The 24,624-nt window shown below is 70.4% G+C and carries 25 protein-coding genes; 8 read left to right on the plus strand and 17 right to left on the minus strand.

Going from position 1 to position 24,624, the window contains the following annotated elements; all coding sequences use genetic code 11:
• Nucleotides 1-7 precede the first annotated feature (7 nt).
• The 3 genes from ACOYR3_RS03155 to ACOYR3_RS03165 all read right to left on the minus strand — a co-directional run bounded on the left by ACOYR3_RS03155 (nucleotide 8) and on the right by ACOYR3_RS03165 (nucleotide 2,521).
• Nucleotides 8-310, minus strand: a complete 303-nt coding sequence (locus tag ACOYR3_RS03155) for a BTH_I0359 family protein (protein ID WP_422845050.1) — start codon at nucleotides 308-310, stop codon at nucleotides 8-10.
• A 213-nt stretch (nucleotides 311-523) separates the two neighbouring features.
• On the minus strand, nucleotides 524-1,705 hold the full coding sequence (locus ACOYR3_RS03160; protein ID WP_422845051.1) for a DUF3108 domain-containing protein: 1,182 nt from the start codon (nucleotides 1,703-1,705) through the stop codon (nucleotides 524-526).
• 33 nt (nucleotides 1,706-1,738) lie between these two features.
• On the minus strand, nucleotides 1,739-2,521 hold the full coding sequence (locus ACOYR3_RS03165; RefSeq protein WP_422845052.1) for an IclR family transcriptional regulator: 783 nt from the start codon (nucleotides 2,519-2,521) through the stop codon (nucleotides 1,739-1,741).
• An 85-nt stretch (nucleotides 2,522-2,606) separates the two neighbouring features.
• Between ACOYR3_RS03165 and ACOYR3_RS03170 the strand changes: the two genes are divergently transcribed.
• Entirely contained in the window at nucleotides 2,607-3,617 is a 1,011-nt protein-coding gene (locus tag ACOYR3_RS03170) for a fumarylacetoacetate hydrolase family protein (RefSeq protein WP_422845053.1), read from the plus strand.
• A 107-nt stretch (nucleotides 3,618-3,724) separates the two neighbouring features.
• Here ACOYR3_RS03170 and ACOYR3_RS03175 read toward each other — a convergent pair whose 3' ends face one another.
• The 3 genes from ACOYR3_RS03175 to ACOYR3_RS03185 all read right to left on the minus strand — a co-directional run bounded on the left by ACOYR3_RS03175 (nucleotide 3,725) and on the right by ACOYR3_RS03185 (nucleotide 6,477).
• Entirely contained in the window at nucleotides 3,725-4,138 is a 414-nt protein-coding gene (locus tag ACOYR3_RS03175; protein ID WP_422845054.1) for a VOC family protein, read from the minus strand.
• A gap of 118 nt (nucleotides 4,139-4,256) precedes the next feature.
• Nucleotides 4,257-5,279, minus strand: coding sequence for a zinc-binding alcohol dehydrogenase family protein (locus tag ACOYR3_RS03180; RefSeq protein WP_422845055.1), 1,023 nt, complete (start codon nucleotides 5,277-5,279; stop codon nucleotides 4,257-4,259).
• 46 nt (nucleotides 5,280-5,325) lie between these two features.
• Nucleotides 5,326-6,477 carry an alkene reductase gene (locus tag ACOYR3_RS03185; RefSeq protein ID WP_422845056.1) on the minus strand — a complete coding sequence of 384 codons (1,152 nt, stop codon included), beginning with the start codon at nucleotides 6,475-6,477 and terminating at the stop codon, nucleotides 5,326-5,328.
• A 136-nt stretch (nucleotides 6,478-6,613) separates the two neighbouring features.
• On the opposite strand from ACOYR3_RS03185, the gene ACOYR3_RS03190 reads away from it, so the two are divergent.
• Nucleotides 6,614-7,537, plus strand: coding sequence for a LysR substrate-binding domain-containing protein (locus tag ACOYR3_RS03190; RefSeq protein ID WP_422845057.1), 924 nt, complete (start codon nucleotides 6,614-6,616; stop codon nucleotides 7,535-7,537).
• Nucleotides 7,538-7,657: 120 nt separating this feature from the next.
• A complete protein-coding gene (locus tag ACOYR3_RS03195) occupies nucleotides 7,658-8,821 on the plus strand; it encodes an iron-containing alcohol dehydrogenase (RefSeq protein WP_422845058.1) in 1,164 nt (387 codons plus the stop codon).
• 53 nt (nucleotides 8,822-8,874) lie between these two features.
• Here ACOYR3_RS03195 and ACOYR3_RS03200 read toward each other — a convergent pair whose 3' ends face one another.
• Nucleotides 8,875-9,777 (minus strand): LysR family transcriptional regulator, encoded by a 903-nt coding sequence (locus ACOYR3_RS03200; RefSeq protein WP_422845059.1) that lies wholly within the window; start codon nucleotides 9,775-9,777, stop codon nucleotides 8,875-8,877.
• 185 nt (nucleotides 9,778-9,962) lie between these two features.
• On the opposite strand from ACOYR3_RS03200, the gene ACOYR3_RS03205 reads away from it, so the two are divergent.
• Complete coding sequence (locus tag ACOYR3_RS03205; RefSeq protein WP_422845060.1) at nucleotides 9,963-10,691, plus strand: pirin family protein; 729 nt, start codon at nucleotides 9,963-9,965, stop codon at nucleotides 10,689-10,691.
• 36 nt (nucleotides 10,692-10,727) lie between these two features.
• Here ACOYR3_RS03205 and ACOYR3_RS03210 read toward each other — a convergent pair whose 3' ends face one another.
• The 3 genes from ACOYR3_RS03210 to ACOYR3_RS03220 are packed head-to-tail and all read right to left on the minus strand — an operon-like array spanning nucleotide 10,728 to nucleotide 13,131.
• A complete protein-coding gene (locus tag ACOYR3_RS03210) occupies nucleotides 10,728-11,081 on the minus strand; it encodes a hypothetical protein (RefSeq protein ID WP_422845061.1) in 354 nt (117 codons plus the stop codon).
• Between the two features lie 60 nt (nucleotides 11,082-11,141).
• Nucleotides 11,142-12,188, minus strand: a complete 1,047-nt coding sequence (thiL, locus tag ACOYR3_RS03215) for a thiamine-phosphate kinase (protein WP_422845062.1) — start codon at nucleotides 12,186-12,188, stop codon at nucleotides 11,142-11,144.
• 31 nt (nucleotides 12,189-12,219) lie between these two features.
• Entirely contained in the window at nucleotides 12,220-13,131 is a 912-nt protein-coding gene (locus tag ACOYR3_RS03220; RefSeq protein ID WP_422845063.1) for a LysR family transcriptional regulator, read from the minus strand.
• A gap of 140 nt (nucleotides 13,132-13,271) precedes the next feature.
• On the opposite strand from ACOYR3_RS03220, the gene ACOYR3_RS03225 reads away from it, so the two are divergent.
• Together ACOYR3_RS03225 and ACOYR3_RS03230 are read left to right on the plus strand one after the other, a co-directional pair.
• Entirely contained in the window at nucleotides 13,272-13,502 is a 231-nt protein-coding gene (locus ACOYR3_RS03225) for a hypothetical protein (RefSeq protein WP_422845064.1), read from the plus strand.
• Between the two features lie 81 nt (nucleotides 13,503-13,583).
• On the plus strand, nucleotides 13,584-13,736 hold the full coding sequence (locus tag ACOYR3_RS03230; protein ID WP_422845065.1) for a tautomerase family protein: 153 nt from the start codon (nucleotides 13,584-13,586) through the stop codon (nucleotides 13,734-13,736).
• A gap of 30 nt (nucleotides 13,737-13,766) precedes the next feature.
• On the opposite strand, the gene ACOYR3_RS03235 is transcribed toward ACOYR3_RS03230, so the two are convergent.
• The 4 genes from ACOYR3_RS03235 to apaG form a co-directional block, all read right to left on the minus strand.
• On the minus strand, nucleotides 13,767-14,891 hold the full coding sequence (locus ACOYR3_RS03235) for a YbdK family carboxylate-amine ligase (protein ID WP_422845066.1): 1,125 nt from the start codon (nucleotides 14,889-14,891) through the stop codon (nucleotides 13,767-13,769).
• A complete protein-coding gene (locus ACOYR3_RS03240; RefSeq protein ID WP_422845067.1) occupies nucleotides 14,881-16,146 on the minus strand; it encodes a cation:proton antiporter in 1,266 nt (421 codons plus the stop codon). The genes ACOYR3_RS03235 and ACOYR3_RS03240 overlap by 11 nt, the downstream gene beginning before the upstream one ends.
• Before the next feature lie 181 nt (nucleotides 16,147-16,327).
• Entirely contained in the window at nucleotides 16,328-18,313 is a 1,986-nt protein-coding gene (locus tag ACOYR3_RS03245; RefSeq protein ID WP_422845068.1) for a site-specific recombinase, read from the minus strand.
• A 17-nt stretch (nucleotides 18,314-18,330) separates the two neighbouring features.
• On the minus strand, nucleotides 18,331-18,738 hold the full coding sequence (gene apaG / locus ACOYR3_RS03250) for a Co2+/Mg2+ efflux protein ApaG (RefSeq protein WP_422845069.1): 408 nt from the start codon (nucleotides 18,736-18,738) through the stop codon (nucleotides 18,331-18,333).
• A gap of 63 nt (nucleotides 18,739-18,801) precedes the next feature.
• Here apaG and rpe point away from each other — a divergent pair, with 63 nt between their 5' ends.
• On the plus strand, nucleotides 18,802-19,491 hold the full coding sequence (gene rpe, locus ACOYR3_RS03255; protein WP_422845070.1) for a ribulose-phosphate 3-epimerase: 690 nt from the start codon (nucleotides 18,802-18,804) through the stop codon (nucleotides 19,489-19,491).
• 131 nt (nucleotides 19,492-19,622) lie between these two features.
• Here the strand turns inward: rpe and ACOYR3_RS03260 are convergent, their stop codons facing one another.
• The 3 genes from ACOYR3_RS03260 to ACOYR3_RS03270 form a co-directional block, all read right to left on the minus strand.
• Entirely contained in the window at nucleotides 19,623-20,006 is a 384-nt protein-coding gene (locus tag ACOYR3_RS03260) for a hypothetical protein (RefSeq protein WP_422845071.1), read from the minus strand.
• A 153-nt stretch (nucleotides 20,007-20,159) separates the two neighbouring features.
• Nucleotides 20,160-22,331: a sensor histidine kinase gene (locus ACOYR3_RS03265; RefSeq protein WP_422845072.1), complete on the minus strand. Its 2,172-nt coding sequence runs from the start codon at nucleotides 22,329-22,331 to the stop codon at nucleotides 20,160-20,162.
• Nucleotides 22,328-23,047: a response regulator transcription factor gene (locus tag ACOYR3_RS03270; RefSeq protein WP_422845073.1), complete on the minus strand. Its 720-nt coding sequence runs from the start codon at nucleotides 23,045-23,047 to the stop codon at nucleotides 22,328-22,330. The genes ACOYR3_RS03265 and ACOYR3_RS03270 overlap by 4 nt, the downstream gene beginning before the upstream one ends.
• 232 nt (nucleotides 23,048-23,279) lie before the next feature.
• On the opposite strand from ACOYR3_RS03270, the gene ACOYR3_RS03275 reads away from it, so the two are divergent.
• A complete protein-coding gene (locus tag ACOYR3_RS03275) occupies nucleotides 23,280-24,623 on the plus strand; it encodes an SPFH domain-containing protein (RefSeq protein ID WP_422845074.1) in 1,344 nt (447 codons plus the stop codon).
• Nucleotide 24,624 lies beyond the last annotated feature (1 nt).

The following is a 24,624-nucleotide window of genomic DNA, read 5'->3' on the forward strand; positions in this document are numbered from 1 at the left end:
CAGCGCCTCAGTGCACCACCACCGGGTTCTGCGCCAGCCCCGCGTAGCGGTCCAGGGTGTCTTCCACCTCTTCCTGCGTGGGGGTTTCACGCTGCCATGCCAGGATCTGCTGCTGGAACATCTCGGCCCAGGAGCCATCCAGGTACACCTCCTTGCCGGAGCGTTTGTCCACGATTTCGAAGCCGTGGCGGGCCAATTGGGGAGCGGCGGGGGCGGTGTCGTTGAGCGGCTGGCTGCTGCTCTGCTTTCCGGGGGCGTCGGGCAGCATGTGGACTACCACGAAGGATTCTGAGTCGTAGAGCATGTGCATCGTGTTCCCCTTGTCGATATAGACCTTAGATGACAGCGTGGGTGCAGAGTTCAAGAGCGCCGGTCCCGGGGCGCACCGCCGCTTTTCTTTCTTCCCTGCTGCGGTGCAGTATTTCATGAAACGGCCGGGCTGGCGGGCCGGTGCGGCTTTTTTGGCGCACTGGCGTGTGCGTGCAACAGGTGAAGCGCGGGCGTCTGCCGGGCGCTATAGGGGCTATGGGGGGCTGGCGGCGCGCAGCAGCAGGTCGGCAAAGTCGCCGTTGGCCTGCGTGATGCGGATGCGCACGGGCAGGTAGCCCAGGCTGGGCGCGAGCCACAGTTCCGCCTTCTGGTCGTAGTCCTTGCGGGGCAGCCGCTGCAGCTTGAGCGTGGCGGTGGTGCCGGAGGGCAGGTCCAGCGTGTCCGGCCCCTCGATGTTGAACGTCCAGCGGTCGGCGCTGCGCGCGCTCACCGTGGTGAGGCTGACCTGGGTCCCCGGCACAAAGCGTCCCGGGTCTGCGGCCAGCAGCGCGCCCAGCTGGAGAAAGACGCTCAGGCGGTCCTGGGCGCCCGGGCCCACGGCGGCGTCCGGGGTGTTGGCGCTGAAGGTGACGCGTCCCTTGGCGGCATCGAAATGGGCGGCCTGCTCGCTGCGGGACCGGTCCGAGAACCGTTCGGGCTGCAGCCCCTCGGCGGTGATGGTGCCCACGCTGCGTTGTGCGCGCGTGCCCACCAGGAACGCGCTGATTTCCTGCCGTGCCTCGTAGCGGCTGCCGTCGTGCTGCCACAGCAGTTCGGCGCGGGCGCTGTAGGAGAACTTCTTGGCCTGCCCGCTCACGTCAAAGCTCAGGCGCGTGGGCGGCGGTATGCGCACGGGCGGGGCCGGGGCCCCAGGGGCGGGCTGGGCGCGGCCGCCGGGGGGCGTGATGTCCACGCCCCCGGCGGTGTCGGGCAGCGGCGGGGCGGAGGCGGCCGCGGCTGGGGGGGGCGCGGGAGGTTCGGCGGCGGGAGGGGGCTGCGGAGCAGCGGCCACCGTGACCGGATCTTCCGCCGCGGGGGCTGGCGGGACGGGGAAATCTGGCAACGGGGCAGCCCCCGGGTCGGCCGTTGCAAGCGCTTCGCCACCGGGGGGCGCGGGGGCTGGCGGTGCGGCCTCGGGGGTTGCCGCGGGCTTGCGCGCCGGCGGTTTGGGGCGCGGCGCAGGCTGGGGCCGGGGCGCGGGTGCGGCGGCCCTGGCCTCGGTGGGGGCATTTGGCGCGGCTGCAGGGAGCGGAGGCGGGGCAATGCTGCGGGTGCTGAACACCGGGCCGGCCGGCGCGGGGGAGGGGGGCTCCCACGCCAGCGGCACCCCGCGCAGGGCCAGCCAGTGCAGGGCGAGCACCAGCGCGGTGATGAAGACGAGGGTGCGACGGGGCATGCGGGCGGGGTGCGGGCCGGTGCGGCGGCGGTGTCAGAAGCCTTCCGCGCCCAGGTCGCGCGACAGCTGGGCGGCGGCCGCCCGCAACGGGGTGTCGATGGCGCCGTTCCATTGGGGATCGAAGGTGGCCACCGATCCGAGGGTCGTGATGCCCAGCGCCAGGTGGCCGCCGGCGTCGAACACGGGGGCGCAGAACGCCACGATCCCGGGCAGCAGCGTGTCCACGACGCGGGCGGCGCCCTGCGCGCGCACCTCCGCCAGCAGGGCCTCCACCGCGGCAGGGCTGGCGGGCAGGTCGGTGCGGTGCAATGCGGCCGCCCGCGCCAGTTCCTCCCGGAGCAGCGGGGCGACCACTTCGGGCGGCAGGTAGGCCGCAAAGCACCGTCCCGTGGCCGACGACAGCAGCGGCATGACATCGCCCAGCCGCAGGTTGGCGGTCACGGCCTGGGGCGACTCCTCCCAGTGCACGATGGTCGGGCCGTGGTTGCCCCACACCGCCAGGGCCAGGGTGTGGCCGATGCTTTCCATCAGCGCGGGCATGCGATCGCGCGCCAGGCGCACCGCGTCCAGCCGGGCCAGGGAGGCCAAGCCCAGCTTGAGCGCTGCGGGGCCCAGGTCGTAGCGTGTGGTGCGCGGGTCCTGCGTGACCAGGCCCAGGCGTTGAAAGCTCACCAGGTACCGGTGGGCCTTGGCAGCGCTCATGCCGGCGGCAGCGGCCACGTCCTTGAGCATCAGCGGCCCGCGCGAGCGCGTCAGCCCGTCCAGCAGCGCAAACCCCACCTCCACCGATTGAATGCCCGCACGGCCTTTGTCCATGTGCACTAAAATTTGCGAGTTTTGTTTGGTTAAATCAATTCACCCAATCGTAATTCGTGTTGGGTGACGCACCGGCCTCGCTCCCATGAAACTCGCTACCTACAAAGACGGTTCGCGCGACGGCCAGCTGGTGGTCGTCTCGCGCGACCTGGGCACGGCCCATTATGCGACCGGCATTGCCGCCAGGCTCCAGCAGGTGCTGGATGACTGGGGCTTTCTGTCGCCCCAGCTGCAGGACTTGTACGACCAGCTCAACAGCGGCCGGGCGCGCCACGCTTTTCCGTTCGACCCCGCGCAATGCATGGCGCCGCTGCCGCGCGCCTACCAGTGGGCCGACGGCTCGGCCTACATCAACCACGTGGAGCTGGTGCGCAAGGCGCGCAACGCCGAGGTGCCCGAGAGCTTCTACACCGATCCGCTGATGTACCAGGGTGGCAGCGACGACTTCCTGGGCCCTTGCGACGACGTGGTGGTGCCCAGCGAGGCCATGGGCATCGACTTTGAGGCCGAGATCGCCGTTATCACCGGCGACGTGAAGATGGGCGCCACGCCCGAGCAGGCGCTCGACGGCATCCGGCTGGTGACGATTGCCAACGACGTGAGCCTGCGCAACCTGATCCCGGCCGAGCTGGCCAAGGGTTTTGGCTTTTTCCAGAGCAAGCCCGCCACGGCGTTCGGCCCGGTGGCCGTGACGCTGGACGAGCTGGGCGATGCGTGGGAGCAGGGCCGCCTGCACCTCACGGTGCAGTCCACCTGGAACGGCCGCAAGGTCGGCATGTGCGACGCCGGCCCCGAGATGACCTTCCACTTTGGCCAGCTGATCGCCCACATCGCCAAGACCCGCAACGTGCGCGCAGGCTCCATCGTGGGCAGCGGTACCGTCAGCAACAAGGGCGTGAAGCAGAACGGCCGCATGGAATGGCCCAAGGGCTACAGCTGCATCGCGGAAAAGCGCTGCATCGAAACCCTCCAGGACGGCAAGCCCAGCACCGACTTCATGAAGTACGGCGACACCATCCGCATCGAGGTCAAGGGCCAGGACGGCGCCAGCGTGTTTGGCGCGATCGACCAGACCATCGCGGCGCCCGCCGCGTGACGGGGATTTTGGTATTTTTGGCCTCTGGCGCCCGTCCAGCAAGCGCAAGAAGCTATTAATTTAATAGCGATTTGGCGCTGGCACCGGCCGGCGCCGCGGCGCGCCTGTCACGCGGGCGTGTGGCACACCGCTTCCACGTTGTTGCCTTCCGGATCAATCACGAAAGCGCCGTAATAGTGGGCGTGGTACTCGGCCCGCAGGCCCGGGGCTCCGTTGTCCTTGCCGCCGGCGGCGATGGCCGCGGCGTAGAACGCATCGACCTGGGCGCGGTTTTGCGCGCGCCACGCCAGGTGGCACCCCGTGGTGGCCGGGGGGCCGCCGTAGGGCGAGGGGCCGTCGATGAACCACACATCGGCCTTCTTGCCGTCGGGCTCGGACGCATCGGGGTAGGCAAAGCCCAGGATGTTCATGCCGTAGTTGCCCTCAAAGGACAGGCTGTAGCCCAGCGGTGCCAGGGCGGCGCTGTAGAACGCCTTGGCCCGGCCGATGTCGGTCACGCGGAAAGTCATGTGGTCCAGCATGGAAGAACTCCTTGGTTGTGGTGCCCTGCTTTATATCCCAAAGACTGGTTTTAATCACAGTATTTTTTGGGCCCTGCGGCTCATCCCCGCCGATGGCTGCAGGGCAACGCGGCCGGCTTCAGCCCCACCCCTCCAGCACCAGCTTGCCCCGCGCCGAGCCGCTTTCGACCAGCGCATGCGCGCGCTTCAGGTTGGCGGCGTTGATCGGCCCCATGCGCTGGTCCAGCGTGGTGCGCAGCAGGCCCGCGTCCACCAGCTGCGCCACCTCGCTCAGCAGGCGGTGCTGGCCGACCATGTCGGCGGTGCCGAACAGCGCGCGCGTGAACATCAGCTCCCAGTGCACCGACACCGACTTGCGCTTGAACTTCGTCACGTCGAGCGACACCGGGTCATCGATCAGCGCGAACTGGCCCTGCGGCGCAATGGCTTCCACGATCTGGTCGAAGTGGGCGTCGGTCTGCGTGAGGCTCACGATGGTGTCCACCGTGGGGTGGCCGATGCGCGCCAGCTCCTGCGTGAGCGGCAGGCTGTGGTCGATGACGTGGTGCGCGCCCAGCGCGCGCACCCACTGCTGCGTAGTGGGGCGTGATGCGGTGCCGATCACCGTCAGGCTGGTGAGCCGTGCGGCCAGCTGCGTGAGGATGGAGCCCACGCCGCCCGCGGCGCCGATGATCAGCAAGGTCTTGTGGCTGGGCTGCTTGCCGGGCGTTACCTTCAGCCGGTCGAACAGCAACTCCCACGCGGTGATCGCCGTGAGCGGCAGCGCGGCGGCTTCGGCAAAGTCCAGCGACGTGGGTGCATGGCCCACGATGCGTTCGTCCACCAGGTGCAGTTCGCTGTTCGTGCCGGGTCGGGCAATGGAGCCGGCGTACCACACGCGGTCGCCGGGCTTGAAGAGCGTGGCCTCGGGACCCACCGCGCGCACGATGCCGCTGGCGTCCCAGCCCAGCACCTTGTAGCCGGGCCCGTCGCCGCTGCGTGAACTGCTGGCGCGCACCTTGGTGTCCACGGGGTTCACGGACACGGCGCGCACCTCCACCAGCAGGTCGCGGCCGGTGGCCGCCGGGTCGGGCAGGGTGATGTCGAGCAGCGACTCGGGGTGGTCGATGGGATGGGCGGTCTGGTAGCCAACGGCTTTCATGAGGGGCTCCTGGGTGTTGCAAGAAAAAGGGGGACGGCGTTGGCGCTCAGGCCACCGTCGCATCGGCCACTGCCTGGGCGCTGCTGGCCGGCGCGTAGTCGGTGTAGCCGCGTGCGCCGCCGCCAAACAGCTGGGCCGGATCGAAGGCCGCCAGCGGCAGCCCGGCCGCATAGCGCGCGGGCAGGTCGGGGTTGGCGATGAACGGCCGGCCAAACGCCACCAGGTCGGCCAGGCCGGAGGCCAGGATCTGCCGGGCGCGCTCGGGGGTGTACTGGCCCGCCACGATCACGCGGCCGCTGAAGGCGGCGCGCAGCGCGTGGCGGAAGCTGTCCGGCACGGCGGGCGCGTCGTCCCAGTCGGCCTCGGCCAGGTGGATGTAGGCCAGGCCCAGCGCGTCCAGCTCGCGTGCCAGGTGCAGGATGGTGGGGATGATCTCGGGGCAGTCCATGCCGCGCTGGGTGATGAACGGGGCCAGGCGCATGCCCGTGCGCTCGGCGCCGGCCTCGCTGGCCACGGCTGCGGCCACCTCGCGGGCAAAGCGGGTGCGGTGGTCCACCGGGCCGCCGTAGGCGTCCGTGCGGTGGTTGGACGTGGTGCGCAGGAACTGGTCGATCAGGTAGCCGTTGGCGCCGTGGATCTCCACGCCGTCGAAGTCGGCGCGCATGGCGTTGGCGGCGGCGCGGCGGAAGTCGTCCACCACGCCGGGAATCTCGGCGGCTTCCAGCGCGCGGGGCACGGGGCAGTCGAGCAGGCGGCCCACGCCGTCGTCACCCGCCACCCACACCCGGGCGGCGGGCGTCAGGGCCGAGGGCGCCACGGGCCGGCCGTCGGCATGGAAGCTGGGGTGCGACATGCGGCCCACGTGCCACAGCTGCAGCACCATGCGCCCGCCGGCCGCGTGCACGGCCTCCGTCACGCGGCGCCAGCCCTGCACCTGGGCCTCGCTGTAGATGCCCGGGGTGAAGCTGTAGCCCTGGCCCTGGCGCGAGACCTGGCTGGCCTCGCTGACGATCAGGCCCGCGCTGGCGCGCTGCGCGTAGTAGGCGGCCATGAGTGCGTTGGGCACGTCGCCGGGCTGGCTGCTGCGGGCGCGGGTCATGGGGGCCATCACCATGCGGTTGGGCAGCTGCAGCGGGCCCAGCTGCAGGGGGCGGAAGAGGGGCGTGGCGGCGGCGGTGGTGGTGAGGGACGTGGTCATGAGGTCAAGGCGGGACGCCAGGGGGTGGAACATGCCGTGATGGTGATTGCGGTGCGTATTTCTTTAAATGGGATGGCTGTTGAAGAAATATTCAATGAAAATTTGAAAATAACCGCCACGACGCCCGGCCTCTCCCATGAAAAGCCTGCAAGACCTCGACATCTTTGTGCGCACGGTGGACAGCGGCAGCCTGTCCGCCACCGCCCGCGCGCTGGACCTCACGCCCGCCGCCGCCAGCGCCGCGCTCAAGCGGCTGGAGGCCGAGCTGGGCGTGGCGCTGTTCGTGCGCTCCACCCGCAGCCTGCGCCTCACGCAGGAGGGCGCGCTGTTCCTGGAGCACTGCCGCCCCGCCCTGGCCGCGCTGCAGCAGGTGCACGGGCAGTTGCAGGGCGGGCGCGCCGGCGGGCTGCGCGGCACGCTGCAGCTGGCCGCCCCTTCGGACCTGGGGCGCAACGTGCTGCTGCCGTGGCTGGATGACTTCCAGGCCGAGCACCCGGGCATCGACCTGCGCCTGCAGCTGTCGGACCGCATGGCCAACGTCTACAGCGAGCCGGTGGACGCGGCCTTTCGCTACGGCAAGCCGCAGGACTCCAGCCTCGTGGCGCTGCCGCTGTCGGCCGCGCACCGCCGCGTGCTCTGCGCCGCGCCGGCCTACCTGGCCGCACGCGGCGCGCCCGCCACCCCGCACGCGCTGGCGGACCATGACGGCCTGTGCTTCATGCTGGGCGAGGATGTGCACGACCGCTGGCGCTTCTGGGATGCGGCAGGGCAGGAGGTGCAGGTGCGCGTGCGCAGCCGCAACGTGTCCAACGACGGCGACGTGGTGCGCCGCTGGGCGCTGCGGGGCCGGGGCATTGCCTACAAGTCGTTCTTTGACGTGGCCCACGACTTGGCCGCTGGCCGCCTGGTGCCGCTGTGCACCGGCTGGGTGACGGAGGCCGTGCCCCTGTTCCTGGTGGCCCCGAGCCGGCGCCAGCTCACGCCGCTGCTGCGGGCGCTGCGCGACTTCGTGGCCGGGCGGCTGCAGGCGCTGGCCGACGGTGCGCCGGGGGGCGCCTGAGCGGAAGGATGGGGGTTGTCCGGCGGGCGACGTGCAGGCCTCGCGCGCCGGTCGCACAATGGCCTGCTGCGCGCGCGGGCAGTCCGTGCGCCCCTTCCCCCACCACACTTCCTCCACGCCATGCTGAACTTCGACTTCCACAACCCCACCCACATCGCCTTCGGCCAGGGCCGCATCGCAGACCTCAACCAGCTGGTGCCAGCCGCCGCCAAGGTCTTGATCCTGGCGGGCGGCGCCAGCGCCGAGAAGACCGGCACCCTGGCCGAGGTGCGCGCCGCGCTGGGCGGCCGCCAGCACGCCACCTTCAGCGGCATCGAGCCGAACCCCAGCTACGAGACCTCCATGAAGGCCGTGGCGCAGATCCGCGAAGGCGGGTTCGACTTTCTGCTGGCCGTGGGCGGCGGCTCGGTGATCGATGCCACCAAGTTCATCGCGGCCGCGGTGAAGTTTGAGGGCGGCGACCCCTGGGCCATCCTGGAAAAGCACGGCCGCAACGTCACGGGCGCCCTGCCGTTCGGCGCCGTGCTCACGCTGCCCGCCACGGGCTCGGAGATGAACAACGGCGGTGTCATCACCCACCGCGCCCAGGGCGCCAAGCTGTCGTTCGGCAGCAACCACACCTTCCCCGTGTTCTCGGTGCTGGACCCCACCAAGACCTACACCCTGCCGCCCCAGCAGCTGGCCAACGGCGTGGTGGATGCCTTTGTGCACACGGTGGAGCAGTACCTGACCTACCCGGTCAACGCGCCCGTGCAGGACCGCTTTGCCGAAGGCATCCTGCAGACGCTGATCGAGGTCGGCCCGCGCCTGCTCACCGCCCCCGAGCCGGTGTACGACGACCGCGCCAACCTCATGTGGGCGGCCACCATGGCGCTCAACGGCCTGATCGGCGCCGGCGTGCCGCAGGACTGGGCCACGCACATGATCGGCCACGAGCTGACGGCGCTGCACGGCATCGACCATGCGCGCACGCTGGCCATCGTGCTGCCCGCGCTGCTGAACGAGCGCCGGGCCGCCAAGCGCGCCAAGCTGCTGCAGTACGGCGAGCGCGTGTGGGGCATCACCGCCGGCACCGACGACGAGCGCATCACCGCCGCCATCGAGCGCACGCGCGACTTCTTTGAAAGCATGGGCATCCGCACCCGGCTGTCGGGCTACGGCCTGGGCGCCGACGTCATCGACAAGGCCGTGGCCCAGCTCGAGGCCCACGGCATGGTCAAGCTGGGCGAGCAGCGCGAGATCACGCCGGCCGTGAGCCGCCGCATTCTCGAAGCGGCGTTGTAGGCCAGCGCCCCCTTCGCCCCGGGGTTCTCGCCGCGCTGGCGCCGCATGCGTCGTCAGTACGGCAGGATCCCCGGCAGCAGCGGCCGGTTCAGGCGCTGGCACCACCATTTGAGGGCCTCGCCCCGGTGCTCCGGCTTCCAGGCCAGCCAGAAGGTCTCGTCGGGGCGGGGTTCCTGCACCGGCAGTTCCACGAGGATGCCGTTGTGCAGCTCCACGCGCACGCAGGCCCGCGGCACAAAGCCATGGCCCAGCCCGGCCGCCTGGCACGCGATCTTGGCCTGCATGGAGGGCACCGTGATGCGGCGTTGGCCCGATAGCAGCCCCACCGTGCGGTCCGACAGCGTGCGCGCCCCGTCGCCCACCACCACCGCCGTGTGCTCCAGCAGGTCCGCCGGGGTGAGCGGCCGGCCCAGCCGGGCGAGGGGGTGCGTGGCCGTCACGCAGAACACAAAGTCCAGGCTGCCCACCGCCACGGCCTTGTAGCCGCCGCCGGCCGGGCCTTCCCCGGCGGCCACGATGAGGTCCGCGCGGCCCTCGCGCAGCGCCTCCCAGGTGCCGGTCAGCGTCTCGCAGCCGATGCGCAGGCGCGTGCCGCAGTTCAGGGCCTCGAACGCGGCAATGTCGTCGCTGAACGCGCTGGTGGGGATGAGCGAATCGTGCACCAGCCGCAGCTCGGACTCGAAGCCCGTGGCGATCTGACGCAGGCGGGACTCGAGCTGCCGTGCCGACGCCAGCAGCCACCGGCCCTCCTTGAGCAGCTCCTGGCCCGCCGGGGTAAGCGCCACGCGCGGCCCGTTGCGCGTGAAAAGCGCCAGGCCCAGCTGCTCTTCGAGCTTGCCCACCGCATAGGAGATGGTGGAAGGCACCTTGTGCAGCCGTTCCGAGGCGCCCGCGAACGAGCCGTGCCGGGCAATGGCATCCACCAGTTCAATGGCTTCGAGGGTGAGTTTCAGCATGGGCACACCGCCTTGATATGAATCATCGAAATTATCGATGATGAAAGGCCAAACCTTTCAACCAAAGCACCGGCCATGCGCCCGATACTTCCTTCATCGCAGCACTGAACGCCAATGAGTTTGCGCTGATTTGCAAGACAGCGTCCAGTGTGAAATTTATCGACAGCTACTGAAAGGAAGACACCATGCTCGACATCCGCAAGGCCCAACACCGCGGCAAGGCCAACCACGGCTGGCTGCAATCGAACCACACCTTTTCCTTCGGCCACTACCACGATGCGAACCAGCAAGGGTTCTCGGACCTGCTGGTCATCAACGACGACCGCGTGGCCCCGGGCCAGGGTTTCGGCACGCACCCGCACCGGGACATGGAGATCTTCTCGTACGTGCTCGAGGGCGCGCTGGAGCACAAGGACTCCATGGGCACCGGTTCGGTCATCCGCCCCGGCGATGTGCAGATGATGAGCGCCGGCACGGGCGTGCGCCACAGCGAGTTCAACCACTCCCACGAGGAGCCGGTGCACTTTCTGCAGATCTGGCTCGTGCCCGGGGCGCGCGGGGTGCAGCCCCGCTACCAGCAGGTGCATTTCAGCGCGGCCGAAAAGCGCGGCCGCCTGCGCCAGATCATCTCGCCCGGGGGCGAGGGCGGATCGCTGGCCGTGCACCAGGACGCCCGCGTGTATGCCGGCCTGTTTGACGGCAGCGCGGAGACGGCCACGCTGGACGTGGGCCCGGACCGCCATGTGTACGTGCACGTGGCCCGCGGCAGCCTGGAGGTGAACGGCGAGCGCCTGTCCGAAGGCGATGGCGCGCGCATCCGCAACGCCGGCGCGCTGCGCTTCGGCCAGGGAGAGGGCGCCGAGGTGCTGGTGTTCGACCTGCGCCCCCACGAGCTGCCCACGATGCCGCAGTGAGGTGGCGGCTGGGGGCCGTGGGCCGCGTTCAGGGCCTCAGGCCGGCACGGCCGGTCCGTGCGGCTGCAGGCACATGGGCCGCTCGTCAAAGGCCAGCCAGCCCAGCGTGTCGCACAGCGACTGCACCCAGGCGGTGTAGTCGGTGCGCAGGGTGCAGTGCATCGCCAGGGGGCCGTCGGCAGCCGCTTCGGGCAGGTGGAATTCCACCGGATGGCCGAGCACCGTGGCGTGGCCCCAGGTGGGCAGGGCCCACTGCAGGCCGGGCAGCACCCGGGCCAGCGAAGCCTTGATGTGGTCGATGTCGCGCAGCACCTGTACCGTGTCGGGCGAGAGCTCCTCGGTGGTCAGCGGCAAGCGCGTGGGTTGGAAGAACAGGTAGGTGTAGGCCATGGGCCGGATGTTGCACCTGGTTGCACCTAGCGCCCGCAAGCCGGCGGCCCGGGGCGTGAACTATTGCGCAGCCGGGCCTTCCGGCTGCGGCCGGGGCGCAGGCGGGGACGGAACGCCTGGGGCGGCCGATTGGCTCCCGAAGTGGTCGAACGAGGCGTAGCGGTGGTCCACCGGCCGCCCTTGCGCGTCCACCAGCCGCAGGCCGGCCTCCGCCTGCACCGTGCCGATGCGGGTCACGGGGGTTGCGCTGGCGTGGGCCGCGGCCGCCACGGCCGCGCTGCGCGCGGGCGGGGCGGTGAACAGCAACTCATAGTCGTCGCCACCGGCCAGGGTGCACTGGCGTACCATTTCTGCATCAAATGGGCCTGCGGCGCTTGGTACGTAAGCGCTGGCAGCTATCAAATTTGAAGTAGCGTGGGTGTCAATGCGGGCGCCCACGCGGGACGCCTTCAGCAGGTGGGCCAGGTCGCCCAGCAATCCGTCGCTCACGTCCATGGCGCTGCTGGCCACGCCGCGCAGGGCCTGGCCCAGCGCCACGCGTGGCGTGGGGCGCTCCAGCCGCTGGCGCGCGCGCTCCAGCACGGGGGCCGGCAGGTCGATATGGCCCAGCAGCGCTTCCAGGGCAAGGCGCGCGTCGCCCAGCGTGCCGCTCACGTAGATGTCATCGCCGGCCCGTGCGCCGCTGCGCAGCAAGGCCTGGCCCGCAGGCACCTCGCCGAACACCGTGATGCACAGGTTGAGCGGGCCCTGGGTGGTGTCGCCCCCCACCAGCTCGCAGCCGTGCGCATCGGCCAGCGCCAGCAGGCCGCGCGAGAAGCCGGCCAGCCACGGTTCGTCCACCCGCGGCAGCGCCAGCGCCAGGGTGAAGGCCAGCGGCCGCGCGCCGCAGGCCGCCAGGTCCGACAGGTTCACGGCCAGCGCCTTGTGGCCCAGGGCCTCCGGGTCCACGCCGGCAAAGAAGTGCCGCCCCTCCACCAGCATGTCGCTGGAGACGGCCAGCTGCATGCCGGCTGCGGGCGCCAGCAGCGCGCAGTCGTCGCCCACGCCCAGGGCGGCGTGGCGCACGGGGCGCGTGAAATAGCGTGCGATCAGGTCGAATTCACCCATGGTGTGTGCAAAGAAACTGTGAAGGAGGGCGCTACGCGCCGCCGCGCTCCTGCGCGGCAAACCACACGGCCCAGTGGTCGATGCAGGCCTGGACCTTGGGCAGGCGGTGGCGGCGCGTCAGGGTCACGGCATGGATGGGGGTGGGCTGCAGGTCCACGCAGTCCGCCAGCACAGGCGCAAGCACGCCCCGGCGCACCAGCGGCGTGGCCACCACGGTGGCCAGCCGCGCAATGCCCAGGCCCTGCAGCGCCATGCGCGCCGTGATGGCGGTGCTGCCGGAGCGCCAGTGGCCGTCGGCCACCAGCACCTGCGCCTCGCCATCGACCTGGAAGGGCCAGTGGTTCAAGAAAGCCACCGCGCTGTTCGTGATGAGCCGGTGCTGGCGCAGATCGGCCGGCCGCTGCGGCGCGCCGTGGGCCTGCAGATAGCCGGGCGTTGCGTACAGCCCGCGCGCCAGCGTGCCCAGCGGGCGCGCCACCACGGTGTCAGTGGGCGGCGGCCCGGTGCGGATGGCAATGTCGATGCCGCCCTGCGCCATGTCGGCCATGCGGTCGTCCACCACCAGTTCCACGCGCAGCTGCGGGTGGCGCTGCTGCAGGCTGTCAAAGCTGGGGATCAGCAGGTGTTCAGCCACCACCGAGCTGGAGGCCACGCGCACCCAGCCGCTGGGCTGGCCGCTGTGGCTGGCGAACTCGCCTTCCAGCTCGTCCAGCGAACCGGTGATGCGCCGGCAGTAGTCCAGGAAGGTGAGCCCTTCGGCCGTGAGCGCAAGCCCGTGGGTGCTGCGGTGCACCAGCCGGGCGCCGCACGACTGCTCCAGCCGCGCCAGCGTGCGCGACACCTGGCTCACGGGCGCGTTGCGCTCGCGCGCCACGGCCGAGAGCGAGCCCAGTTCGGCCACGCGCACGAACAGGTGCAGGTCTTCGAAACGGAGGTCGCGCATCGGGCAATGGTAACGGGGCCCCGGGTGCGCCAGGCCTTGCACCCGCTGCAAAACGCCCTTGCGCGGCACGCTGTTTCGCGGGCGGTGCGCGGTGCCTACAGTCCCGTTCACCCCAGCCAACCCCCGACGAGGAGCGCGCCATGCAACCCCTGTCCCCCGACGAATACCACCGCCTGCGCGAGCAGGCCAAGCGCCACGCGATGGAGCTGCGCCGCGAGGCGGTCCGCGACGCGCAGGTCTGGCTTGCCCGTACCCTGCTGCGGTGGGTTCGCAAGGCCCTGCGCCGCGCGGGTGCGCGCCCCCGGGCCTGCGCCACCGCCTTCATGCCACCACCCCAGGAGACCACCGCACCATGCCCACCCTCGTTCTGAAGATCGGCCCCTTGGGATGTCCTGCATAACCCTCGCGACATCACGCAGGGCACCGACACGCCGGCGGAGAAAGCCGCTTTCGTGCAGGCGGCCTTTGCCGAGCTGCGCCAGCAACTGGCGGGCGACGGGCCGTTGGCCGAGGCCAGCTACGTCATCGTGCGCGAGCTGCCAGCGGGCGACTGGGGCTATGGCGGGCGCACCCAGCAGGCCCGCAAGGCGGCCCTGGCTGCCTGAGCCCGCCGCCGGGCGGGCGGCGTGGAGCGCTCACCCAAGCGCGCCGCGGAAACGCAGCGCCGCCTGGCGGCTCACCTCGGCCAGCAGCTGCTCCTCGCTCTGGCGCTGGCGCAGCCAGCGGGCGTCGTTCTGGCCCGCTTCCACTTCGGTGCGCAGCATGTGCATGGCGCTCGCCGCCCCTTGCCGGGCGGCGTGGCTGGCCACAGTGTCCATGGTGCGCAGGATGTGCTCGCGCAGCGGCATGTGGTCGCCGGTGGCCGGGTCCACGTACACCGCGTCCATGCCAAAGCGGCAGGCCTGGAAGCGGTTGTAGGTGTAGACCAGGTAATCGTCCTCCTCGGGCATGAACGGCTGGTCGGCCAGGAACCAGGCCCCCAGGGCCTGCACATAGCCCGCGAGCGCGGCGGCGCGCTCGATGGTCAGCGGCGTGTCGAACACGCGGATCTCGATGGTTCCGAACTCGGGCTTGGGGCGGATGTCCCAGTAGAAGTCCTTCATGCTGCGCACCACGCCCGTGCGGGTCATCTTGTTGAAGTAGACCGTGAAGTCGTCCCAGGTCAGGGCCATGGGCGCGCGCCCCGACAGCGGGAAGGCGAACACCGAGTTCAGCCGCGCCGAATCGAACGCCGTGTCCTGCCCCTGCACATAGGGGCTGGAGGCGGACAGCGCGATGAAGTGCGGGATGTAGCGGCTCATGCGGTGCAGCATCAGCAGCGCGGCGTTCGCATCGGGGCAGCCGATGTGCACGTGCTGCCCGAAGATGGTGAACTGCTTGGACAGGTAGCCGTACAGCTCCGACAGCTCGCGAAAGCGCGGCTTGTCGTAGATGCGGCGCTCGTGCCACTGCTGGAAGGGGTGCGTGCCGCCGCCCACCACCGCGATGTTGAGCTTGTCGGCACTGCGCACCAGCGCATCGCGGATGGGCGTGAGCTGCCCCAGCACCTCGCTGGCCGAATGGCAGATGCCGGTGGAGATCTCGATCATGCTGTTCGTCATCTCCGGCACCACGCTGCCGGGCAGCGGGGTTTTCTTCATGAGGCGCAGCATGTCCTCGGCGTAGGGCGCCAGGTCGTAGTCGTTGGTGTTGACGAGCTGAAGCTCCAGCTCCACGCCCAGCGTCAGCGGTTCGGAATGGTTGAAGGCTTCAAGACTCACGGCCGGTATCTCCGTTGTGGTTGCCAGGGGTGGTCAGCGCGGCCCAGGGCTTGGAGCTTTCGCCCGCCCGGTAGATGGCGACGGTGGCGATCACCGAGCCCAGCACCTCCATCAGCAGGATGGCGGGCAGCGCCACGCCCGCGATGACGTGGCCGGTGGACGGCGACGCCAGCACGAACTGCGAGGCGATCAGCAGCGCGATGGAGGACATGGGCGTCATCGCGCAGCCCACCCACAGCGCCTGCTTCCAGCTGGCGCCGCTGCCCACGTTGCCCAGTGCCACGCCCACGGCCTTGGCCAGCAGGCGCACCGTGATCAGCGCCAGCACCACGCCCGCCACGTGCGCGCTCCAGTCGGCCTGTGCCGCCACGGTGGAGACCAGCACGAACATCAGCATGGTCAGCAGCGAAGACGCATTGCCCAGCTGCCGCGGCCAGGCCCAGGGCCGGGGGTTGAGCTGCTTGAGCAGCATGCCCGCCAGCAGCGCGGCCAGCGGCGCCGATCCGCCCATGTGCGCGGCCACGGCGGTGCCGGCGGCCACCAGGGCCAGGAACAGCATGGACGTGTTCTCGCTGGTGGGGCTCATCACGCGCAGCGCCATGCGCAGCACCAGGGCCAGCACGGCGGCCACGATGATGGAAACCCCCAGCACCACCACCACGGGCGAGATGGTCTCCAGCACCGTCACGCTCTGGCGGTTGAGCAATTCGGCACGCGCGCTGCCCAGGGTCAGCGCGTACAGCGACGACAGGGTGGTAAGCACGATGGCGCGCTCCGTCACCGGGCCGGCGGCGCGGGTGTCCGCCACCACCCGGGTCAGCACGGCGGGCGATGCGGCCAGCGCCACCAGGGCGAGGGGCCCCGCCACCTGCGTGGGCAGGTTCAGCCACACCAGCACCCAGTACACGGCAAAGTAGGTCAGCACCGATTCGGCAATACTCTGCACCAGCACCATGGGGTTGTGCCGGAACCAGCGCAGCGGGATACGCCCGCCGCATTCGAACAGCACGATGGCCAGGCCCAGTTCCAGCAGGAACAGGCCGATGCCCTGCAGCGGCCACACGGCCCCGCTGAACCCCGCCAGCCCGGCGGCCGTGCCCACCAGCGAATAGCCTAGCACCTTGGGCAGGCCCGTGTGGCGCTGCGTCAGATAGCCTGCCATCGCGGCCACGGCCAGCAGCAGCGACCATTGCACCGTGGGCAACCCGGCCGAGGGGCGCAGCCATTGCGCCCAGAAGCTCAGGATTTCATTCATGTCATGGAACCTCCGTGTCACCGCAGGAGCCCCCCGCGGTGCTGTTGTTGTTGACGGCAGGGACCTGGCGGGCCCTGCGGGGTTGCGCCCCCGTGCGGGCTTGAATTTACAGGCTGAAACAGGCGGCCGATGTAGGACACGGGCGCCGATTGGCGCTGGCGGCCCGACAAGCCGCAGGTTCTTAGCGCCGTGGCAGGAAGAAGCTCAGCGGCGCGCTGCGCAGCCGGGACCGCACGGCCGCGTAGATGCGCGAGCGTTCCACGCCGCTCACGTTCTGCGCCTGCAACGCAAGGCGGAACGCGAGGTAGAAGCTCACCGACACGTTGAGGGCGCCCAGCAGCGGCAGCGTGGCCGCCGCCCACCAGAAGGCGGGCGAGTGCAGCGCCGGCAGCCCCAGCGACGCCATGGCCGCGGCCACCTGGCCGGTGGACAGGGTGACATGCCGGACATCCAGCGCCAGCCCGAAAAACCCCGCGAACGCCGGCACCAGGCCGAGCATGAAGCCCAGGGAAATGTTGGCCGCAAAGCCCGAGATGTTCTCGCGCAGGAAGCGCGCCCAGCGGGCCGCGCGCGCGGCGCCCAGCCAGCGGGTGATGCGCGGGTTGTAGTGGATGGCCGAGTCCAGCCGGTGCAGCACGAACCAGTTTTCCGTCCAGCCCGCGACGATGCTCGACGCGAACAGCAAGACCCCCGTGAAGGCCGCGAACAGCACGGACGGACCCAGCAGGTGCAGCGACTCCAGCACATGCCCGGCCTGGCCGTGGCTGATGGCAGGAGCGCCGGTGCCCCAGGCAATCAGCGCGGCCAGGGCCAGCACGGCGGGAAACACCACCAGCACGTTGCCCAGCACCGCCGCCACCTGCGAGCGCACCAGGTGCGTGATCTCGTCCACAAAGGCTTCGGTGCCGCCGCCCGTGCCCAGTTCCTTGAGCTTGGCCGCCATCGCCGGCGCTGTCATGGCGGGCTGCTTCGTGGCCACGGTCAGGTGCAGCAGCTGGATGAGCACAAAGCTCACGGCGTAGTTCACGCCGGCCCAGAAGCCGCCCCAGAAGGCCGACAGGGCCAGCGCGTACAGCCCGAACTTGGCGAGCGTGGTGAAGGCCATCAGCGCCCCGCCCCCGGCCGCCTTGCGGACCATGGCGCGGTACTCGGCGCCGGTGCGGGTGATGTAGTGCTCGCCGGTCTCGGCGCTGCGCTCGGCCACCTTGGCGGCCAGCAGCGATGAGTTGGAGGCCAGCAGCGCGCGCAGGCTGCGGCGGTCCTGCCCCACCATGACCAGATGCGCCATCAGGCGCGCGGCGGTGGCGGCGGGCGTGGGGGAGAGCAGGCAGTCCAGCAGCTCGCGCACCCGCAGGATGCGCTCGCGCAGCTGCCGCAGCCGGAACACCAGCCCCACGGAGATGCCGTTGTCTTCAAAGTGGGTGTACACGGTGGCCGCGGCCGCGCGGCAGGCTTCCAGCCGCTCGCGCAGGCGCTGCGCGGCCTCGTTCAGGCGGTCGGGCGTGCGCAGCGCGTGCAGCACCTCCACCCGCAGGCTCTCCACATCACGGATCAGCGCGTGAAAGGGCTGCGCATCGCGCGCCGCCTCGCTCATGCGCAGGCGCAACTCGGGCGCAAAGCCGGTGGAAAGGATCTGCCCCGCGCAGTAGGTGATGGCGTCCAGCAGCGCCTTCTGCCAGCGCGAGGCGCCGCCCCGGGCCTCGTCCGCCGGGGGCGGGGCCAGCAGCGCGATCAGGCGCTGCAGCTGGGTTTCCTCCAGCGCCGCCAGCCATTGCGCGTCGAATTCGCCCGGCAGGGCCAGCATGAACAGCTCCGACGCGTCGATGGTCTCGGGGCTGTGCGGCAGCAGCTTGGTGCGCAGGCGCTCGGCCATCTCGCTGACCAGCGCGGTGCGGGGCGCGAAGCCGAAATCCGCCAGCAGCGTGGTGATGTCCACGTGCTCCACCAGCGTGGTCCACCAGGCCCGCAGGCGGGCCGCGGCCTCGGGCCGGGCTTCCACCGCATCCAGGAACAGCTGGACCCGCCCCACGGCGGCCGGTACGGAGTCGCCGCCGCCACGCACCCAGTCCAGCAGCTGGATCAGCCACAGATGGCGGACGGCCAGGCCGGCCTCGGGGTCCAGCGCGGCCAGCAGGCTGGGGAGGTCGGCCGGGGCGGGGAGGGGCAAGCCCTGGTTCTTCGCCGTCAATGCAGCACCCGGCCGCTGATGGGCCCGCCGCCCGGGCCCTGGTGCACGGCTTCCAGCACAAAAAGGGGCACCGGGGCGTCAAACGGCTCGCCGTCTTCCGCCACGCAATGGAAGGTGCCGTGCATGGTGCCGCTGGAGGTGCGCAGCCGGCAGCCGCTGGTGTACTGGAAGGATTCGCCGGGCTTGAGCAGCGGCTGGTGGCCCACCACGCCGAGGCCCTTGACCTCTTCGGTGTGGCCCTGCGCATCACTGATGACCCAGTGGCGTGAAATCAGCTGTCCCGGCGCGTCGCCGGCATTGGTGATGGTGATCGTGTAGGCGAAGCTGAACACCGCGCTCTCGGGCGACGACTGCTCGGGCAGGTACTCGGGGACCACCGCCACATCGAACTGGTACTTGGGCATGGCGGAATGGTAACCGTGGCCGGCAAAAAACCGCGGGGCCGCGGGCTTTGCGACAATCCGGGCATGAGCAGCCCCACCTACCGCATTGCCCCTTCCATTCTGTCTGCCGATTTCGCCCGCCTGGGCGCAGAAGTGCAGAGCGTCATCGCCGCCGGCGCCGACTGGATCCATTTCGACGTGATGGACAACCACTACGTCCCCAACCTCACCTTTGGCCCCATGGTGTGCCAGGCCTTGAAGCCCTACGCCAAGACGCCTGCCGGCGCGGCCGTGCCCATCGACGTGCATCTGATGATCCAGCCCGTGGACGCGCTGGCAGCCGCCTTCGCCGAGGCAGGTGCCGACTACATCAGCTTCCACCCGGACGCTGCGGGCCACGTGCACCGCAGCATCCAGGCCATCCGCGCCAAGGGCGTGAAGCCGGGCCTGGTGTTCAACCCCGCCGAGCCGCTGGACGTGCTGGACTGGGTGATCGACGACATCGACCTCATCCTCATCATGAGCGTGAACCCCGGCTTTGGCGGCCAGAGCTTCATCGACTCTGCCCTGCGCAAGATCGAGGCCGTGCGCAAGCGCATCGACGCCTCGGGCAAGGACATCCGCCTGGAAGTGGATGGCGGCATCAAGGCCGACAACATCCGCCGCGTGGCCGACGCCGGTGCAGACACCTTCGTGGCCGGCAGCGCCATTTTCGGCAAGCCGGACTACAAGGCGGTCGTGGACGCAATGCGCGGCGCACTCGCCGCAGCCTGAGCCTTCGGGGCCTGCCGCTGGTACGTGCCCCGCAGCGGCAGCCTGCTGCAATTGCTATTAAATTAATAGCTATCAGCGCTTGATGGATAAGCGCTAGAGGCCATTTCTATTAATATTCTGCCGCCTCGGGCTTACTGGGGAATCACCGTGGTCGTGACCGATTCGCGCAGCACGCCGCCCCCGGACACGGAGCCGCTGGCGGGGTCGCTTTCGATCCGGCGCACGCATTCCGCTCGGTCCGCCGTGTTCTGGAACGCTTCGCAGCGCTGGGTTGCGTTGGCGATGGCAATCGGGCCGGGGTCGCTCAGCTGGCCCTTGCGGGCTGCGTCGTAGGCGTTGGTGGCTTCACGCAGGCAGGTGGCCAGGCTGTCCTGGGTGTTGTTCGTCTGGCACCGCTGGCGTTCCTGCTCGTAGCGCGCCCGTGCATCTTGCGGCGGGGTCTGGGCGCTGGCGGCGGCGCAGGCCAGCAGCAGGGTGGCGGTGAAAAGCGGCTTGACGGCATCACGGTATCGCATGGGACAACTCCTTTTTCGAACGCGGGCAGGCAGCGGCCTACCCATGGAAGGGCAGCGTACGCCCGGGCGCGGCGGCTGTCTGTCAGACACCGCCAGACGCCGCCGTCCGCAGCGGCGCCGCGGTCCTGCGCAGACGATCGCGCAAGCCGCTCTTCAGCCCAGGCGCTGGAAGGTGAGCGTGAAGGCCACGCCGCCTTCCGCGTTGCGCGCGTTGATGGTGCCGCCCATCTTTGCCATGTAGGTCTTGGCCACAAAGAGCCCCTGCCCCCGGTGCTCGGTTTCGCCCATGGGCGCGGGCAGGCCGGGGTCCGACACGCCCAGTTCGAAGATGCGTTCCAGCAGGTTTTCCTCGATGGTCGAGCCCTGGTTGTGCAAGGTGGCGCTGGCGGTGGATTCGGACGCAGCCAGCGTCAGCGTGATGGGCGAGCCGGCGGGGCGGTAGCGGTCGGCGTTGCCCAGGATGTGGGTGACCACGTCCTCCAGCGCAAACTCATCCGCCCGCACGATCACCGGCCCGGGGCTGCCTTGGTACACCACGTTGGCGATGCCCGCAAAGTGCGCGTTGTCGGCCACATGGTGCAGGAAGGCGTCCAGGTCCAGCCGGCCCTGGGGCACGTCGGCCGCCTGCAGCGCCTCGGCGGGTGAGGCCGTGCCGTAGAGCACGTGTACCGCCTGCTGCATGCGCTGCACGTAGCGGTGGCCGGGGTCCTCGGCGCCGCCGTGCAGCACCATCAGCGACTGCAGGGGCGACATGATCTCGTGCCCCACGGCGTGCCACATGTCGCGCTCCTGCTGGGCGCGCAGGCGCTCGCGCGCCAGGTCGTCCTTCACGCGCTGCAGCAGGTCGGCCAGGCCGCCGGCCAGGATGCCCAGCTCGTCCGATCCGCGCAGGTCGGACACCTCCAGGTCGCCCAGGCGCGGGCCGATGTGGCCGTCCTGCACGTTGTACGACACGGCGGCGGCGCGGCGGGTGAGGGCGGTCACGCGGCGCAGCAGGCCCACTTCCACCACCAGCCAGGCCAGCCCGATGGCGGCCAGCATGGCGCCCAGGTACCACGCCATGCGCGTGGCCACCACCGCCAGGCCCTGCTCCACGCCCCGCAGGTCGCCGGTGAAGGTGACGGCGTAGTTGCCCACGGGGGTGTCCAGGATGTCCAGGCCGGCGGGCACCGCGGGCTGCGGGCGCTGGCTGGGGCGCGTCCATGTGCCATCCAGCGGCAGCCAGCTGATCAGGCGCATCAGCCAGGGGGCCGACGGGCCCGCCTCCACTGCCGAGCCGTGCAGCATGATCGCCTCCTGCGCGCTGCTGCCCAGCTTGCGGACCTGAGCCTTCTCGCCGGGCAGCAGCGAGCGCGCCACCTCGGCCAGCGAGGCCGCGGGCTGCGCGCCGGGCGTGTTGCTGTCAAACAGCACGGGCGCGGAGCCGGGCCCGAGCATCTCAATGCGCACGCGCATGCTGCCCAGGTCTTCGGGCGGCCATACCACGCGCTGCTTGTGGTTGAACAGCGCCTCGCGGAACAGCTCCACCGGCAGGCGCACGGAATAGAAGGTGCGGCGCTGGCAGCCGGGCGGCGTGCCGGCCAGGTCGCGGCACAGGTTGTTCTGCCACAGCCAGCCGCGGAAGTCGCGCACCGGGCGGGCGCGGGCGTCCAGCTGGTCGGCGCCCTCGCTGTCCTCGCCATTGCTGTTGTCCACAAAACCGGTGAGCCGTCCGCGCGTCTGGAGGCTGCCCTGCGGCGGCAGGGCCTCGAAGGGCGCCACCCAGCGGTAGGTGGCGCCGCGCATGTCCAGCGTGATGCGCGCGCGGTGCACGCCGGCCAGCTCCAGCGCGCCGCGCTCGCGCGGTACCAGCTCGCCCGCGTAGAAGCTGCCCACCAGGTAGATGAAGCCGCCCGCGTAGGGGTTGTTGCCGATCGCCGCGCAGGCCGTGGCGCCGTCAGGGTATTGCACCGCGCAGCCCGCCATCTCCACCGCCTGCTGGGCCTTGTTCTGGTCGTCGAAGTCAATGGCTGCGTAGGGCAGCAGCACGGGCGCGAGCGGGGTGGCGGCCTGGCCCTGCAGATGGGCATTGAGCAGGGCCAACTGGCCCGCAGGGTGGCGCAGCCGGGCCATCACCTCGGCCTGGCTGCGCTCGAAGCCGTGCTGGTAGCCCTGCCAGGCGCGTTCCTTCTCTTCCTTGAGCAGCACCACGCTCAACGCCAGCGTGGCCACGGCCAGCAGCAGGAACACCCCGCGCACGAGGATGCGCAGCCGGAAGGCTGGAAGGCCCAGCCGGGGCATCTCCAGGCGGGGGATTTCAAGGGCCGGGCGCAGCAGGCGTTTCATGGGCGCTTGCTGCCCGATGCGGCGGGCAGGCCCACCCAGCGGAAACCCCGCATCGGCACGTTTTCAATGCCTTCAAACGAAGGGTCCACTTCGCGCAACGCCTCGCGGATCGTGCTCACATGCTTGCGCACGTTGTCACGGCTGCGGCCGCTTTTCACCACCTCGAACAGTTCGTCGTACGACACCACTTCGCCGCTGCGCTGGTGCAGCGTGGCCAGGATGCGCTGGGCCGTCAGCGGCAGGTTGATGCGCTCGCCGCGCCAGGTAGGGCTGCGCTGCCACAGCGGGTCCAGCACCAGCGCGTCGCCCGCCGGGGCTGCGGGCGCGGCGGCGGCCGGGCTGGCCGTGCGCAGGATGTCCAGGAAGGTCTCGATGAAGTCGGACTCCTCGAACGTGGTCTTCTGCAGGTAGTCCCACGCGTCCAGCGCCTTCATGATGCTGCGGTAGATGGCCGCCGGCATGGCCGACACCACCAGCACGGGTGTGCCCTGGCGGCGCTTGTTGATGGCGTTGATGAGCGCCACGCCCGCATGGCGCTCGCGGCCCAGCTCGATGTCCAGCACCACGGCGTCGTAGTGCTCGCGGGCCAGGGCGGCCTCGGCGTCGTCGCGGGTGAACCATTGGTCGATCACGATGCCGCTTCGGGCGCTGGCAATCCAGCCGGCCAGCTGGTTGCTGGTGGGCAGGTCGTCTTCGATCACGGCAATGCGGGTCATGGGCAGGGCGGGTCAGTGGGGGTGGGCGGATTATCCCGGCCGCCCGGCGGCACCGGCGTGAGTTTTTCTTCCGGAGCCGGAGCATTCGCGCGGGTGGTGTGACGGGTTTGGGCGGCGCGCCGCGTTGTTGCTTCCGGGGTGGATTCGAACAATCGGTCCTCAATGAGCCTGCCACGGCGGCGGCCCAGAGACCGACAACAACACCAAACCCACCCGAGAGAGAGAAAACACCATGAAAGCCACCTGGTACCGCATCGTGCAGACCCTGAAGGGCCGCTCTTCCACCTCCTTGCCCGAGGCGGGCACCGAGCCCGTCCTGGATGCCGGCCTGCAAGGCGACCCCGCCGCAGTGGGCGCCGCACCGGCCGCGCCCCTGAACTGGGCCTACCTGCTGCCCACCGCCCGCACCGTGCGCTGGCTGGCCGCAGGCGCCGTGGTGGCCGCAGCGGGCCTCATGGTGGTTCGCAACCCGCCGGTGCAGCATCTGGCGCAGGGCGAGCTGGGGGTGCGACTGAACCAGTTCACCGGCGACGTCAGCCTGTGGCGCGACGGCGGCGTGTGGGTGGTGCCGGGGCTGCACACCCTGCGTGTGTTTTCGCTGCGCGACCAGAGCTATCGCCCCGAGACCATGCGCCAGGCCAACGGCAGCGCGCCGCTGCAGTCGGTGGAGGGCCTCTCCCTGGGCCTGGACCTGAGCGTGCGCTACGCGCTGGACCCCAGCTCGCCCGCCGTCAAGGCCGGCAACCTGCCCGACAACGTGGGCGCCGACATCGTGGAGCCGGCGGTGCAGGGCCTGGTCTACAAGGTGTTTGCCCGCTACACGGTGCGCGAGATCTTCTCGTCCAAGCGCGCCGAGATTGCGCAAACCATTGAAACGGAACTGCGCGCCCGCCTGGCGGCCGATGGTGTCACGCTGCGCAGCGTGCAGATCGGCAAGGTGGACCTGCCCGCCGAATACCGGCGCGGCATGGACAGCCTGCTGGCCGAAGAGCTGGCGTCCGAGAAGATGCGTTACACGCTGGAGCTGAAAGACAAGCGCGTGAAGGAAAACGAGCTGGACGCCACCGCCGAGAAGGTGCGCCGCGAGGTCGCCGCCGAGGCCGCCGCCCGCGAGCAGGTCATTGCCGCCAAGGCCCAGGAAGAAGCCATGAAGCATGTGCTGCCCTTCAAGCAGCGCCAGATCGAGCAGCGCCAGCTGGAGGCCGAAGCCGAGCGCGTGGCCCGCGTGAAGGCCGCCGAAGGCGCGGCCCAGGCCCGCCGCATCGAAGCCGCGGGCGAGGCCGAAGCCCGCCAGAAGCTGGCCGAGGCCGAGGCCTACCGCACGGACCGCATCGGCAAGGTGAACGCCGAGCAGATGGCGCGCGAAGGCGCCCTCGTCACCAAGCACCCGCTGCTCATCCAGAAGACGCTGGCGGACAAGCTGTCGGACAAGATCCAGGTCATCATCGCGCCCCCGCCCACCAACGGCGACTTCATTGGCGCCGCGCTGCTGGGTGGCCAGCGCAACGCCCAGGCCGGGGCTGCGCAGGCCGCGGCACCCGCCGACGACGCCACCGCAACCACCACGGAGCAATAAC

Source organism: Acidovorax sp. M2(2025), from assembly GCF_049330835.1.
GTDB lineage: Bacteria > Pseudomonadota > Gammaproteobacteria > Burkholderiales > Burkholderiaceae_C > Acidovorax.

Excerpts from the sequence above, each read along its gene's own strand:
- apaG (WP_422845069.1), bottom strand. The coding sequence starts at position 18,738 with ATGCCCAAGTACCAGTTCGATGTGGCGGTGGTCCCCGAGTACCTGCCC.
- ACOYR3_RS03225 (WP_422845064.1), top strand. The coding sequence starts at position 13,272 with ATGCAACCCCTGTCCCCCGACGAATACCACCGCCTGCGCGAGCAGGCC.
- ACOYR3_RS03165 (WP_422845052.1), bottom strand. The coding sequence starts at position 2,521 with ATGGACAAAGGCCGTGCGGGCATTCAATCGGTGGAGGTGGGGTTTGCG.
- rpe (WP_422845070.1), top strand. The coding sequence starts at position 18,802 with ATGAGCAGCCCCACCTACCGCATTGCCCCTTCCATTCTGTCTGCCGAT.
- ACOYR3_RS03175 (WP_422845054.1), bottom strand. The coding sequence starts at position 4,138 with ATGCTGGACCACATGACTTTCCGCGTGACCGACATCGGCCGGGCCAAG.
- ACOYR3_RS03195 (WP_422845058.1), top strand. The coding sequence starts at position 7,658 with ATGCTGAACTTCGACTTCCACAACCCCACCCACATCGCCTTCGGCCAG.
- ACOYR3_RS03210 (WP_422845061.1), bottom strand. The coding sequence starts at position 11,081 with ATGGCCTACACCTACCTGTTCTTCCAACCCACGCGCTTGCCGCTGACC.
- ACOYR3_RS03265 (WP_422845072.1), bottom strand. The coding sequence starts at position 22,331 with ATGAAACGCCTGCTGCGCCCGGCCCTTGAAATCCCCCGCCTGGAGATG.
- ACOYR3_RS03190 (WP_422845057.1), top strand. The coding sequence starts at position 6,614 with ATGAAAAGCCTGCAAGACCTCGACATCTTTGTGCGCACGGTGGACAGC.
- ACOYR3_RS03155 (WP_422845050.1), bottom strand. The coding sequence starts at position 310 with ATGCACATGCTCTACGACTCAGAATCCTTCGTGGTAGTCCACATGCTG.
- ACOYR3_RS03205 (WP_422845060.1), top strand. The coding sequence starts at position 9,963 with ATGCTCGACATCCGCAAGGCCCAACACCGCGGCAAGGCCAACCACGGC.
- ACOYR3_RS03170 (WP_422845053.1), top strand. The coding sequence starts at position 2,607 with ATGAAACTCGCTACCTACAAAGACGGTTCGCGCGACGGCCAGCTGGTG.
- ACOYR3_RS03220 (WP_422845063.1), bottom strand. The coding sequence starts at position 13,131 with ATGCGCGACCTCCGTTTCGAAGACCTGCACCTGTTCGTGCGCGTGGCC.
- ACOYR3_RS03185 (WP_422845056.1), bottom strand. The coding sequence starts at position 6,477 with ATGACCACGTCCCTCACCACCACCGCCGCCGCCACGCCCCTCTTCCGC.
- ACOYR3_RS03260 (WP_422845071.1), bottom strand. The coding sequence starts at position 20,006 with ATGCGATACCGTGATGCCGTCAAGCCGCTTTTCACCGCCACCCTGCTG.
- thiL (WP_422845062.1), bottom strand. The coding sequence starts at position 12,188 with ATGGGTGAATTCGACCTGATCGCACGCTATTTCACGCGCCCCGTGCGC.
- ACOYR3_RS03240 (WP_422845067.1), bottom strand. The coding sequence starts at position 16,146 with ATGAATGAAATCCTGAGCTTCTGGGCGCAATGGCTGCGCCCCTCGGCC.
- ACOYR3_RS03180 (WP_422845055.1), bottom strand. The coding sequence starts at position 5,279 with ATGAAAGCCGTTGGCTACCAGACCGCCCATCCCATCGACCACCCCGAG.
- ACOYR3_RS03200 (WP_422845059.1), bottom strand. The coding sequence starts at position 9,777 with ATGCTGAAACTCACCCTCGAAGCCATTGAACTGGTGGATGCCATTGCC.
- ACOYR3_RS03270 (WP_422845073.1), bottom strand. The coding sequence starts at position 23,047 with ATGACCCGCATTGCCGTGATCGAAGACGACCTGCCCACCAGCAACCAG.
- ACOYR3_RS03275 (WP_422845074.1), top strand. The coding sequence starts at position 23,280 with ATGAAAGCCACCTGGTACCGCATCGTGCAGACCCTGAAGGGCCGCTCT.
- ACOYR3_RS03160 (WP_422845051.1), bottom strand. The coding sequence starts at position 1,705 with ATGCCCCGTCGCACCCTCGTCTTCATCACCGCGCTGGTGCTCGCCCTG.